Origin of the sequence: Aeromonas sp. s9, assembly GCF_040907765.1 — a bacterium.
Taxonomy (GTDB): domain Bacteria; phylum Pseudomonadota; class Gammaproteobacteria; order Enterobacterales; family Aeromonadaceae; genus Aeromonas; species Aeromonas caviae.
Window position 1 is genome coordinate 23,906 of the sequence record NZ_JBFOCK010000008.1, and the last position, 12,944, is coordinate 36,849.

The following is a 12,944-nucleotide window of genomic DNA, read 5'->3' on the forward strand; positions in this document are numbered from 1 at the left end:
TCCAGCGATGGATGGGATTCCCCTGCCGGGGGCTTATGGTCGCAGGAGGGTGCGTCCAATTTTTCAAATCGTTGGGCGCAGACCGTTCGTCTGGCGCGCGCGTCGAATCAGCGATTCGCAACGGGCCTCTGTTGGCCCAATCACTCGTGACTCCAGGCCCCGAATGCCACTCAGGCGCCGGTCAGCAGCGACTGGTGAACCTTGACGACCAGCTTCTTGACCGGACCTGGGGTCGTCAGGGTACAGAGGGGGCGATGCAGTTCTCCCGGCCAGAAGATGGCGAAGTCGCCGGGCTGCAACGCCAGATAACTGGTCTGCTCGTCATCGACGAACCAGAGATCGGGGTGAGGATGATCGGCACCGTCCCGGTTGTAGGCGTGAGGGCCCACGCCGATCCACTCCTCGCCGCGCAGCAGCAGCTGGATGTCCAGATACTGCTCATGAAACTCGCCCCGGCGATCCGCCACCGGCTCTGTCAGATCCTCGCTAACCAGGCAGAACAGCGTGAGGCCGTCGACCTCCTGCTTGCCGAGGGGGGCGTGCAGCCAGCGTTCGACGCTTTGCACCACCTCGGCCACGATACGGTTCAGGGGGGCGGGCAAGGGGGTGCGTTGCAAGGTATCCAGACTGCCGGTGATCATGAGGTTCGCATCCTTAGGTATATCTGTGGTCTATCTTTGTGCACCAATGAAAAAGGACCATTGAAGGTCCTTTTATCGTCTCGTCTGCCATCCGTGCAGACGGGGGCGCTGTCGCTTCCTAGCCGATGGCGCCGAGTCACTGTTGCATACTCGTCCGCCCCTGCCAAGAGATACTCGCCCATTCACCCGATGATCGTACCAGTTGAAACAATATTATTCACTACCCAATCTCCCCCGACTTTGACCAGACGCAAAAACGGGAGCATCTGCTCCCGTTTTTTTTCCATCACCCGCTCAAAAGCGGTGCCATTCAAACCTTTCCGGCGTTTTCCACCGGCTTGGCGTACATGGCGCGCCAGATGGCCTTGTGCTCTTGTGGCACCTCGGACTGGCGAGTCAGGAAGGCACTCTGCTCTATGGTGCTGGCCTTGCCGGGCACATCCGCCGCGAGGTAGTTGCCCGGGAAGAGGCGATAGCTGCTCCAGATCGCCTTGTCGATGAGCGCCGCCAGCTCGTCCGGATCGCTGAAGCCCTCAGTGATGGGGGCGCCGAAGGAGACATGTACCCGCCCCTTCTGGCCAACGATGCCCGCGACGATACTCTCGATGTCCTCGAACTCGCCCTTCTCGTAGCTGCCGTTGACCGACTTCTCGTAGAGCTCGCGCGCCTTGGCCTTGTCGGTGGGATCCAGCTCGTAGCTGATGCTCACCGGCACGATGTTGAGGCTGCGCATGTAGTCGACGAACTCGATCTTCTGCTTCTTGCCGTCCACGTAGAACATCTTGAGGATGGCCGGATCCGTCTTGTCGTCCCCGTCCTTGGCGCGCCCCTCCTTCTGGGCGATCCAGATGGAGTGCCCCTCATGCACCGACTGGCCGATGTAGGCCGACAGCTCCCCGAGGGCCTTCATCATCTCCCGCGGTCCCTTGGCGGAGCGCTTGACGATGAAGCTCTTGTTGAGCTTCATCAGCTCGGTGGCGCAGGGCTTGCGCAGCAGGTTGTCGCCGATGGCAATGCGCACGGTATCGAACCCGTGGGTGTGCAGCCCCCAGTTGACGAACGCCGGATCCATGGCGATGTCCCTGTGGTTGGAGACGAACAGGTAGCCCTGCTCCTTCTTGAGGTGTTCGAGCCCGGAGAAGCTCACTCCCTGGGTGGAGGTGGCGATCATCCGGGTCATGTAGCGGGTCACCCCCATCTGTACCTGATGGATGGTGCTGACCTTGGCCCACTTGTGGCGCAGGAACTGGCGGATCAGCGGGCGAATGGCCCAACCCAGCCAGCTCATCAGGGAACCGAAGCGGTATTTGGCGATGGCGCCGATAAACTCGTCATCCTGGATCAGCCGCTCGATGGCAGCCGGTACTTCTTCATCGCGATAGGGGCGAATGTCCGCGAATCTATCTACTTCTGTCACAATGTCTGCCTTGCATGTATGGAGTCGCGGCCTGCGTCTGCCGGCCGGGAAAATTCAGGGCGCAATTTTACACGCTTTTATCCCCAGGGGTATGAGAGGCATACAGATAGTGCGATCTTGCAGTGAAAAAGCGATGGCGGTCACCTGCCAGCCCCCCTTTCGATAACGGCTCTGCTAGCCAGCGGGGTTGATGAGCGCGGTGAGGACGTGGTCCTCCCAGCGGCCGTTGATCATCAGATAGTCCCGAGCGTATCCCTCCTGCTCGAACCCCAGCCGTTCGAGGAGCGCGCCGCTTCGCAGGTTCGCGGGCATGTAGCTGGCCATGATGCGATGCAGGCCCCGCTCCCGGAACAGGTGATCGATGCCGGCGGCCACCACCTCCTGCATCAGGCCCTGCCCCTCATGCTCCTTGTCGATGGCATAGCCCAGGTGGCACGCCTTGAACATGCCCATCACAATGTTCGTGAAATTGCAGGTGGCGAGCACCCGCACCCCCCTGGGATCGAGCGCCACCAGTTGCACGGCACTGCCCTCGAAATAGTAGCCGTAACCGTCGCGCAAGCGGGTCTGCCAGTGGGCGAGGGTGTAGAAGCTCTCCTCCCGCCTGGGCTCCCAGGGGGAGAGGTGGGCGCGATTACGCAGATAGAAATCCACCATCAGGCAGGCCCGCTCCGGGGTCAGCACGGTCAGCCGGGTGCGGGGGGTGACAATGTGGGGCAGCGTCGTCATCTCGCCCTCAGGAGGTTGGAAGCGGACAGAAGGGTCATCAGAGATCCCTCAGCCTCAGCCACTCGTCCCGCAGCAGGCCGTAGTGTACGTGATCCACCACCCTGTCCGCCAGCCGCTCCGCCCGCCGGGTCATCCCCTCCTGGGTCATTCCCAGCCGCTCGCACACGGCTCGGCTCGCCTCGTTCTCGAGGGCGGCGCTGATCTCTACCTTCTCCATCCCCATCTCCTCGAAGGCGTGATGGATCAGGGCCTGGCAGGCCCGGGTGATGATGCCGTGTCCCTGCCAGCGCTCCGCCAGCCAGTAGCCGATGGTCACCTTGCCGAGATCCTGATCGATCTGGTTGTAACCGATGACGCCGACCACCTCCCCCTGATACTCGATGGCCGTGGTCAGCCCCTCCCCCCGGGCAAACTTCTCGATGGCGTGGCGAATGAAGGTGGCGCTGTCGGCGGGCTGCTGGATGTGGGGCACCCAGGGCAGCCACTGGGAGAGGTAGTCGCGGTTGCGCTGGCAGAGGCGAAACAGCTCGCTGGCCATGTCGGGTTGCAGGAACAGGAGCGCCAGCTCGTCATCCAGTTGCCATGAAAACATCGCCACTCCTCCCCGGTTCCGCTCCGGCCATCTGCCGGCATGGGAGCCAATGTAGTCAATCAATCCCTTGTTTGCCAAGGACTTTTCAACTGGCTTCCCCGCTGGCAACCCCCATATGGCGATCCCCATGCGGGCACCTTGCCCCCCAGGTCATCAATCACCCCTCACAGCGGTTCAACATGCTGCCATTACCAGCATTTATGGATGATTGACGCTGTAAAAGTGAATCGTGCTACCTGTTTTCGCTGCCCTGTGACAAATGACAGGCCGTTATTTTCCCTCTTCCCACTAGTGTAAGAGCGCCGGGCAACGGACCCGGCGTGTAATCTTCATCGACTAAGGAAAGACGAGATGAACAAAGTCTATTTGGCCGTCATGCTGGCCTGCTGGGGAAGCGCCGCCATGGCGGCAGAACAGGTGGAAGTGAACCAGGTCTCCGACCTGACCGGTGCGGTGAGCGGCGCCGCCAAGATTGGCGCCCTTGGCGCCGGGGATGGCGAGTTTCGCAAGGTGCGGGCGGTGACGCTGCCCAATGGCCAGCAGCGGATACGCTATGAGCAGACCTGGCAGGGGATTCCGGTGTGGGGCCAGGTTCTGGTGGCCGATCAGGCGCTGGGGGGCCAGGTCAATCAGGTGTCCGGCACCATGCTGCGCAAGATCGATGCCGACCTGACGGGCCCGGCCGTTGCCCTCTCCGCCAGCGACGCCGCACGCCAGGCTCGCAGCGGTGCCAAGGGGAGCAACGAACAGGTCAAGCTGTTCGTGATGCAGGATGAGACCGGCCAGGCCAGACTGGTCTATCTGGTCTCCTGGCTCGCCGCCAGCAAGGAACCGAGCCGCCCCTTCGTGATGATCGACGCCCAGACCGGCAGCGAGCTCAAACGCTGGGAGGGGATCAACCACAAGGACGCCACCGGCCCGGGGGGCAACGTCAAGACCGGCAAGTATTTCTACGGCGCCGACTTTGGCCCCCTTCAGGTGGATGACAACTGCCGCATGACGGGGACCAACGTGGACACCCTCAACATGAATCACGGCACCACGGGGGGCACCATCCACCAGTTCACCTGCCCGGAGAACACGGTCAAGGAGATCAACGGTGCCTACTCTCCTCTCAACGATGCCCACTACTTCGGCAACGTGGTGTTCGACATGTACCGCAACTGGTACAACACGGCGCCGCTGAGCTTCAAGCTCAAGATGCGGGTGCACTACAGCCGCAACTACGAGAACGCCTTCTGGGACGGCAGCCAGATGACCTTCGGCGACGGGGCCACCACCTTCTATCCACTGGTAAGCCTGGATGTGGCAGCCCACGAGGTGAGCCATGGCTTCACCGAGCAGAACTCAGGACTGGTCTACTCCGGTCAGTCTGGCGGCATCAACGAGGCCTTCTCCGACATGGCGGGGGAAGCGGCCGAATACTACATGAAGGGCAGCAACGACTGGCTGGTGGGGGCCCAGATCTTCAAGGGCAACGGCTCCTTGCGCTACTTCGAGGACCCGGCCCGGGACGGCAAGTCCATCGGCCACGCCAGCGATTACTATGACGGCATCGACGTGCACCACAGCTCCGGGGTCTACAACCGCGCCTTCTACCTGCTGGCCAACACCAGCGGCTGGCAAACCCGCAAGGCGTTCGAGGTGTTCGTGCTGGCCAACCGCCTCTACTGGGGCCCCAACACCACCTTCGATCAGGGGGCGTGCGGGGTGACCAAGGCCGCCACGGATCTCGGTTACAGCGTGAGCGACGTGGCAGCCGCCTTCACCGCCGTCGGGGTCAACGCCACCTGCGGCGGCACCACGCCCCAACCGGGCAGCGTGCTGCAAAACGGGGTACCGGTGAGCAATCTCACCGCCGCCAAGGGGGGCAAGCTAAACTTCACCGTCGAGGTGCCCGCCGGCAGAAGCCAGCTGGTGGTGACCAGCAGCGGCGGCAGCGGAGATGCGGATCTCTACGTGAAGTTCGGCAGCGCACCGACCGCCAGCAGCTATGACTGCCGCCCCTACAAGAGCGGCAATGCCGAAACCTGTACCCTGAACGCCCCCAAGGCGGGGACCTGGCACGTGCAGCTGAGCGGGTTCAGCGCCTTCTCCGGCGTCACCCTCAAGGCCAGCTACTGAGTCTGAGCGGGCATCAAGGGGAATAAGCAAAGAGCGCCGGCCTGGTCCGGCGCTTTTTTATGTCCGCTTGCCCGACCAGCGCCGGGCCAGGGTACGGGCCGCCTCCAGCACCCGCTCCTTGGCGGGATTGGGGCGCTTGCCGCTGCGCCAGGCCATCATCACGTCCCAGTGATCCGGTGGCAGATCCACCACGTCCAGCTTCACCAGGCGACCGAACTCCAGATCCCGGGTGATGGCGAGCGCCGGCATCAGGGTGATGAAGCCGTGCTCCAGCGCCAGCTCCCGCGCCGCACTTGCTGGCTGGATGGCGTGCAGCGGGCTCGCCACCTGACGCAGCAAACGCAACTGCAGGATCAGCTCGTCGCAGCCCGTCCCCCACTGCTGGGGCGCCAGCCGCTCGTTGGCAATGTCCTGCAGGGTCAGCCCCTGCCGCCCGGCCAGCGGGTGGGTGGCGCAGGCCACGGCGATGATGGGGGAACGGTAAAGCAGTTCGAGCTGGATGCCCGCGATGGCAGGGCACTTGAGAATGAAGCCCACGTCGGTCTCGCCGGTCAGCAACTCCTGCATGATGATGCCAGAGTGATCCGTGTTGCAGCGGATCTCGAAGGTCTCGTCCACCAGGGCCAGCAGCAGGGGGCCGAACACCGCCGTGGTCAGAGAGGGGAGGCAGGAGAGCCGGATCCGCGGCAATGCAGGCGCCCCCTGCATCGCCAGCCGCCCCCCTTCCAGTGCGCTCAGGGCCGCAGTCGCGGCAGGCAGAAACTGCTCGCAGGCCGGGGTCGGGGTGGCCCCCCGACGATGGCGACGGAACAGGGACTGGCCCAGCTCCTGCTCCAGCACGGCAATGCGCTGGCTCACCATGGGTTGTGACCAGCCGCGAATGGCGGCCACCTTGCTGAAGCTGCCACGGTTGGCCACATCCAGCAGCAGTTGCAAATCGTCGAGGGTCATAGCCATAACCAAATCCAATATGAAATATAGCCAGTTGTCGGCTACCACTATATCTGGAGCCCCACCAGAATAGCAGCATCAATCGTCATGAATCGGCTGAACGCCACCGAGCCAGGGAGTTGTCATCCTCCTTGGCTCTGTTTGGTGACGGCGCCGTTCGGGCAAGAAAGACAACAATATCAGCGAAGCAAACAGAGGTATCAGGGTCATGGTGGATCGGGCGAGGCGGTTGGGGCGGTGGTTCTTGGCATTGGATTCCCTGCTGGTGATCCTGGGCTTCTTCGTGGTGATGCCCATGATCAGCCTGCGCTTCGTCGACCAACTGGGCTGGGCCGCCGGTGTGGTCGGACTGGCACTGGGGCTGCGTCAGCTTACCCAGCAAGGGCTGGGGGTCTTTGGCGGCTCCCTCGCCGACAAGTTCGGGGCGCGCCCCCTCATCGTCTGCGGCATGTTGCTGCGGGCGCTGGGGTTTGCCAGCCTGGCCTATGCCCAGAGCGGATTGGAACTGATCCTCTCCTGCATCATCTCGGGGCTGGGTGGCTGCCTGTTCGATCCCCCCCGCGCCGCCCTGGTGATCAAGTTCACCCGGCCACGGGAGCGGGGTCGCTACATCTCCCTGCTGATGATGCTGGAGAGCGCCGGCGCCGTGGTGGGAGCCCTGCTCGGCAGCTGGCTGCTCAACTTCGATTTTGAATATGTCTGCCTGCTGGGTGCCGGCCTGTTCGTCTGCGCCGCCCTGTGCAACCTGCTGATCCTGCCCCCCTACAAGCTTTCGGTGCGTCCGACGCCGATCCGGGACGGCCTCGGCCAGGTGCTGGCGGACAAGGCCTTCTGCCGACTGGTGCTGATCTTAAGCGGCTACTACGCGCTCTGGGTGCAGGTCATGCTGATCTTCCCCATTCTCGTCAAACAGATGGCAGGCAGCACCACGGCGGTGGGCTGGATGTACACCCTGGAGACGGCCATCTCCCTGGCCCTGCTCTACCCCCTTGCCCGGTTCGGCGAGCACCACTTCAAGCTGGAGAACCGCCTGATGGCGGGGGTGCTGCTGATGACCACGGGGATCGGGCTGGTGGCCTTTGCCACCACCTTGCCCGCCGTCTTCCTGCTGCTCGCCTGCTTCTATCTCGGCATCGTCATCGCCGAGCCGGCGCGGGAAACCCTGATGACCAAGCTGGCACAACCGGGGGCGCGGGGCAGCTACATGGGCTTCAGCCGACTGGGGCTGGCGCTCGGGGGCATGACGGGTTACGTGGGGGGCGGTGCCCTGCACGACTACGCCATGGCCCAGGGGCAACCCTGGTTGCCCTGGCTGGTGCTCGGCACCGTCGGTGTCACCACCTTGCTGCTGCTGGCCAACTGCTTCCAGCGCGGCTCCCGCCTGGCAGGGGTCAACGCCTGATCCTCTGGCAATCATCCCGTCTACCCCGGGCGCCCTTCTCTTGAAGGGCGCCCTTTTTTATCTTCTTCTTGCATTGCCCTCCCCCTCGTCTGCGCCCATCCACCCAAAAATCCCCCATAAAAAAAGCGGCAGATTGCTCTGCCGCTTTTGCCCAGCCCGCTTGGCTGTTACTTGTTGATATCCAACATGTTGTTTTGCAACATGAAATCGATCACCTGGTTGGCAGTCGTCCCTGAACCGCCCGTCAGGGTGTCGAAGGTGTGGTTCATCAGCACTATCTCCTGGGTCACCGGCGCGGCACTGCTCTCCTTGACCTGCAGGTGCACCCCTTCATTGTCCTGGAACACCGAGAGCAGACTCTTCAGGTCAGTCGTACTGTGAGAACCATCGTGATCCAGCAGATCGCTCAGATCCAGCTTGTCTTCTTCCAAACGGTTGATGGTGCCTGACCCCTTGTTGAAGTCCATGATGTAATCCTTGGTCAGGGAGCCGGATACTGTATCCCCCTGATTCCAGACGAAGGTATCTGAACCGCCGTCACCACGCATTACATCATTGCCTAGCCCGCCGATCAGGATATCGTTCCCCAGACCGCCGCGCAGCCCATCGTTATGACTGCCGCCATCGATGTAGTCGTCACCGGTACCGCCAAACAGGATATCGGAACCTGACTGCCCGTAGATCTTGTCATTGCCGCTGCCACCATTGACCACATCCGCTTTGCTACTGCTGACATCAACACTCAGCAACAGACCGTCGCCATCGAGCATGGCATCGGCACCAGACAAGCTGCCTGTCATGATGTGATGAGCCTTGAGCTGATTTACCGTCAGTTGCAACGAATCGTCGGTACCGAATCCATCAGCCCCGGTTTTGCCTGCATAAATCACATCATTACCGCTGCCGGTTTCGATATGGTCATTGCCTGCACCGCTGCTGACGATCTGGTCGGCACTCCCTTTGTTGTAGCTGGTACCGGCATGTATGTGGTCGGTACCGCCGTTACTGGTAGTGACTTCGCCCAGCAGATTACCGCCGAAGGAAACATCAAGACGGTCAGGATTAGCTGCTCTCTCGCCATTGCGTACCACGATAGAGTCGTTGAGGTCAGTACCATCTACCGTCAGCGGCAGATGAACCGGAACCCCGTTGCTGTCCACCGGATTGACGCTGATGGTCAAGGTGCTGTTGGTGGTATCGCCATCACCATCGCGCACGCTGTAGCTGAACACCTCGCGTGCATCAGCCGGGAGCTGGCTGCCATTCTTGGTGACCTGATAGGTATAGGCACCGTTGGCCAGAATGGTCAGTACCCCGTACAAACCGACTACCTGGGTACCCGCACCATTGGTATAGGTGGTCGAACTGCTGCCGACCCCGTAGCCAATGACACTCAGACCACCATCAGCACCGGCAAGATCGTTGGCCAGCACATTACCTGTGGTCTGTGGCAGCTGATAACCAGACCCTTCAACCAACTTGACGATCAGATCGAAGCTATTCGTTGCATTTTCTTTGGTATAGATAGTCTTAACCACGTTGCCATTCGTATCGCGGAAACCTAGCACCTCAAGAGTGTAAGCCTTACCTTCAAAGTTGAAGGTGGCGGTCGTGTTACCGATAGAGATGATGTCATCACCATTTCCCCATCTATCGTTGGGGGTCTCGTTATGATTGAAATTTACAACGAGTTTTATAGGTGTTACTCGCCCCAGCGCATCTGTAACAGAGAAGGTAACCTCCATTGTTGCAGCACTGATGGCATCGTTATAAATCGGATTGTTATAGTGGGTGAATGTTCCCAGCTTGATCTCTTCATTGATCGGAATTGCACCGTTCAACGCGGCATCATTGTCCATGAAACCGTAGCCAGAGGGATTGTTACCGCCTCCCCAGCGAATTTGATCCAACCCAGAATCATTGTCATTAGAGTCCCCCCTAGTCACAGAGGATCCACCTCTCCAATCAGTCCAGTTTGCCTCGATACCACTCACATCAAACGAATCAACCAGAACGCTAACACGGGCATCATCGACCACTGCAACCGGCACATCGTCACGCACAGCCAAGTCAAACGAGCCAGTGGCAGTCTCAGCTCCAGATTTGCTTACCTCATAGTTGACGGTAAAGCGCAGTTCATCCTGGCTGGTCAACGCTGTGCTCTGACCATCCACTGTGTGGCTAAGCGGCTTGAGCAGAGTAAAGGTGTAGCTCGGTGGATTGGCACTGTTATCCACCGTCACGGTAAAGGCCACATTGGCGGGGTTGTTGCCAAAGTATCCTTTGAGCCCGGCGCCATCCTGAACAACATTGACCGGCTGACCATCAATACCCGTCACCCCGCTCAGACCCGTGATGCCAACCAGTTTGAGTTGTACGCCAGAGACATTGCCACCACTGCCATCCGTCACCTGCAGCGACTGAGTCACAGAAAGCGGACCGCTAGCAGGCATCCCCACAGGCTCAGGCAAGTGTGCATTTCCGCCAGACAAACCATCCTCATCAACCAGACCACTGCCCAGTCGCACAGAGAGATCGTTGTCAGTAATGGTTCCGGCTCCGGTCGCACTACCTACTGTCAGAGTCAAGGTTTCAGTCTGTTCTACCAGCTTGTCATTCACTGTCGGTACTGACACGGTAAAGCTCGTCACACCGGCTGGTACTGAGATTTTGCCTGTGCTGCTGTTATAGGTAACACCGTGACTGAACTGCAGAGTTCCCCAGTCAGAGTTAGAGGCAGCATGAGTACCACTGCCCGCGATTGAGAGGCTGTACTCAGTCGCTACATTAGTCGCACCACTCAAGGTCACAACATGCTGCAAGGTAGCCCCTTCAACCACAGTGGCACTCGATACGCCGGTTACATCAGGGCGCGCCAGCGGGTTGACAGCAAAGCTGCCTTGCGAGCCGTCACCGTCCCGATCATAGGCGTTGAAGGTGAAGTCGATGTCGCCATCACCAACCGGGCGCTGCATCTCTGCATACTGGAAGAATTCCCACTTGCCCGTTGCAGGCGTGAATTGCATCTTGAAGATCAAGCTGCCATCACTGGCCTTGCCAACCATGCTGTTGGCACCTTCTGCTGTAATGGTAATTGCCAGACCAGCTGCAGTTTTCAGACCCGTTTCAACGGTGCCGGTAAGCAGCTCCAGACGCCCTTTACCATCAGCTCCCCATTGCGGTGCCACTGTCCCCGAGCCATAGGCAATTGCCTGCGGAGTAGAGGAGCCAAGGAACTCGATAGACTTGACGGTAAAGTCGCTGTTGTCCTTGACGTTGAACGAATTGCCGTTATCGGTTGCTTTGATCACCATGGTGTCAAAACCACCCTGCTGCACTTGGAAGTTCTGGTTGTACTCTCCCCCCGCCGCATCCGACCTAAAGGGAAGTGTTGAGATCAGAACTCCATCACGGTAGAACTCGACCACGCCGCTCTCCAGCTCACCACCGAACATCTTGCTGAACTCGATCTTGGCACCGTAAGCCACAGTGCCAGCATCCAGTTTGATCACCAGCTCTTCAGATACCCCTGAGCCGTCGGCCAGTTTGCGGAAATCGACCTCGTTCTCAATATTGTGGTAAGGGGCTGTCGAGCTCTTGACACCAATGCCTTCACTCGAGCCATTAACCAGAGCACCGGTCAAGACAGTAGACGTTGAAGAGAGGAACCCTTTAGCCGTAATGGTGAACTTGCCACCATCAATGCTGGTGCGATCACCGCTATAACCAGTCATGCTGAACTTGCCGGTCAATACATCAGGAATACTGGTTTTCACCAGCGAAACCGCGGCAGCATCGCCAGCGATGGGGGCATCGTCCTCCACAGTGATAGGCAGACTATCGGTAACGGTTGTTTTGCCATCCGATACGGACACCCCCACCTTGAAGCTAAGCGCGTCTTCACTTTCCTTATCCGGATGATCAAGCGGCGCCTTAAGGGTCACCTCATAGCTCCAATCACCCTTGGTGCTACCGGTAGGAGCGGTCAACTTGACATCAATGACCGCCTTGTAGTCCGCTCCGCCCTGAGTGCCGGTATAACCGGTCAACACTTTGGTAGTTGCATTCCAAGCCCACTGAATTACAGCACCACCGGAAGTCAAAGCGGTGGAAGGTGCACTCAGAGTAACGTTTAGTGTGTCCTGACTATCTACATCCCCCACAGTGATCTTACCGCTAGCTACCACACTATCAGTGCTGTCACTGTTGCCCACAGTATCCTTAATACCACCGGAAAGCCCCTCTTCTGAGAGGACAGCCCCGTTGGAGATGGACAGCGTCGGCAGATCGTTGACCGCATCCACCTTGATGGTCACGGTTGCGGGACTCGCATCCACGGCGCCGTCGTTGTCTACTGCCGCATAGTTGAAGCTGGTGTTGCCGTTCCAGTTCGCATTCGGAGTGAAGGTGAGCTTGCCGGCGTCCGCCACCGCAATGCTCTGATCCACGGTCACCGCAACCCCGTTCAGATAGAGGATGCCGTTGGCGGGCAGGCTCTTGATGGTGAAACTCACCACGTTGCCATCAATGTCGCTGCCACTGAGGGTCGGAATGGCGATGCTGGCTGCATCTTCCTGGCCGTTTGCCTGCTTGTTCGCCGTCTCCGGCGCTTCATTCAGGATCTGCGCGTTGTCGCTGCCCGGCAGGGAGACGTTGCCCGCCTTGTCGGTCTGAGTCGCCGTTACCGTCAACGACTTGCCGTTGGCCGGGGTCGTTTCCGTCCAGCTGATGGTGCCGTTCTGATAGCCGTAGCTCTTGCCATTGCTTGCCAGCAAGGTGCCATCGGCTTTGAGCGTCAACTGGACAGTGCTGTTCACCCCGCCATTGTTGATAGTCAGCGTCACCTTGCCGCCCGCAACCAGGTCTGCGTGATTGATCCCGGCACGTACCTGGATCTGATCATTGCCAATCTCGGCCTTGGTCAGCTTCTGGTCATTGTTGGCATCATCCACGATAACCACGGTCGGGGCATTGGGTGCCTGGGTGTCGGTGTCGGCTGTGTCGCTGCCGCCGGTGCCCGCGTTGCCCGCCAGGTCGGTGTAGCTGCCCTCGTTCACGGTGACGCTGGCTGTGCCTTCGAAGCCCGGG

At 60.0% G+C, this 12,944-nt stretch carries 8 protein-coding genes; 2 read left to right on the forward strand and 6 right to left on the reverse strand.

Features of this window, described 5'->3' with window-relative positions; translation table 11 throughout:
- Positions 1–170 precede the first annotated feature (170 nt).
- The 4 genes from AB5Y54_RS01010 to AB5Y54_RS01025 form a co-directional block, all read right to left on the reverse strand.
- Positions 171–641 carry a YhcH/YjgK/YiaL family protein gene (locus AB5Y54_RS01010; RefSeq protein WP_368153118.1) on the reverse strand — a complete coding sequence of 157 codons (471 nt, stop codon included), beginning with the start codon at positions 639–641 and terminating at the stop codon, positions 171–173.
- A gap of 310 nt (positions 642–951) precedes the next feature.
- The gene (locus tag AB5Y54_RS01015; RefSeq protein ID WP_010675527.1) at positions 952–2,058 is read right to left on the reverse strand and encodes a 1-acyl-sn-glycerol-3-phosphate acyltransferase; all 1,107 of its coding nucleotides are present in this window, start codon (positions 2,056–2,058) and stop codon (positions 952–954) included.
- 174 nt (positions 2,059–2,232) lie between these two features.
- A complete protein-coding gene (locus AB5Y54_RS01020; protein WP_368153119.1) occupies positions 2,233–2,787 on the reverse strand; it encodes a GNAT family N-acetyltransferase in 555 nt (184 codons plus the stop codon).
- 37 nt (positions 2,788–2,824) lie between these two features.
- A complete protein-coding gene (locus tag AB5Y54_RS01025) occupies positions 2,825–3,379 on the reverse strand; it encodes a GNAT family N-acetyltransferase (RefSeq protein ID WP_042016040.1) in 555 nt (184 codons plus the stop codon).
- Positions 3,380–3,730: 351 nt separating this feature from the next.
- On the opposite strand from AB5Y54_RS01025, the gene AB5Y54_RS01030 reads away from it, so the two are divergent.
- On the forward strand, positions 3,731–5,503 hold the full coding sequence (locus AB5Y54_RS01030) for a M4 family metallopeptidase (protein ID WP_113068923.1): 1,773 nt from the start codon (positions 3,731–3,733) through the stop codon (positions 5,501–5,503).
- Between the two features lie 57 nt (positions 5,504–5,560).
- Here the strand turns inward: AB5Y54_RS01030 and AB5Y54_RS01035 are convergent, their stop codons facing one another.
- A complete protein-coding gene (locus AB5Y54_RS01035) occupies positions 5,561–6,460 on the reverse strand; it encodes a LysR family transcriptional regulator (protein WP_029314793.1) in 900 nt (299 codons plus the stop codon).
- A gap of 202 nt (positions 6,461–6,662) precedes the next feature.
- On the opposite strand from AB5Y54_RS01035, the gene mdtH reads away from it, so the two are divergent.
- Positions 6,663–7,856, forward strand: a complete 1,194-nt coding sequence (mdtH, locus tag AB5Y54_RS01040; protein ID WP_368153120.1) for a multidrug efflux MFS transporter MdtH — start codon at positions 6,663–6,665, stop codon at positions 7,854–7,856.
- 167 nt (positions 7,857–8,023) lie between these two features.
- Here the strand turns inward: mdtH and AB5Y54_RS01045 are convergent, their stop codons facing one another.
- Entirely contained in the window at positions 8,024–12,913 is a 4,890-nt protein-coding gene (locus tag AB5Y54_RS01045; protein WP_368153121.1) for a choice-of-anchor K domain-containing protein, read from the reverse strand.
- Positions 12,914–12,944 lie beyond the last annotated feature (31 nt).

What these genes read in the sequence shown, in the direction of transcription:
- AB5Y54_RS01010 (WP_368153118.1), bottom strand. Translation starts at nt 641, where the DNA reads ATGATCACCGGCAGTCTGGATACCTTGCAACGCACCCCCTTGCCCGCC.
- AB5Y54_RS01020 (WP_368153119.1), bottom strand. Translation starts at nt 2,787, where the DNA reads ATGACGACGCTGCCCCACATTGTCACCCCCCGCACCCGGCTGACCGTG.
- AB5Y54_RS01025 (WP_042016040.1), bottom strand. Translation starts at nt 3,379, where the DNA reads ATGTTTTCATGGCAACTGGATGACGAGCTGGCGCTCCTGTTCCTGCAA.
- AB5Y54_RS01030 (WP_113068923.1), top strand. Translation starts at nt 3,731, where the DNA reads ATGAACAAAGTCTATTTGGCCGTCATGCTGGCCTGCTGGGGAAGCGCC.
- AB5Y54_RS01035 (WP_029314793.1), bottom strand. Translation starts at nt 6,460, where the DNA reads ATGGCTATGACCCTCGACGATTTGCAACTGCTGCTGGATGTGGCCAAC.
- mdtH (WP_368153120.1), top strand. Translation starts at nt 6,663, where the DNA reads ATGGTGGATCGGGCGAGGCGGTTGGGGCGGTGGTTCTTGGCATTGGAT.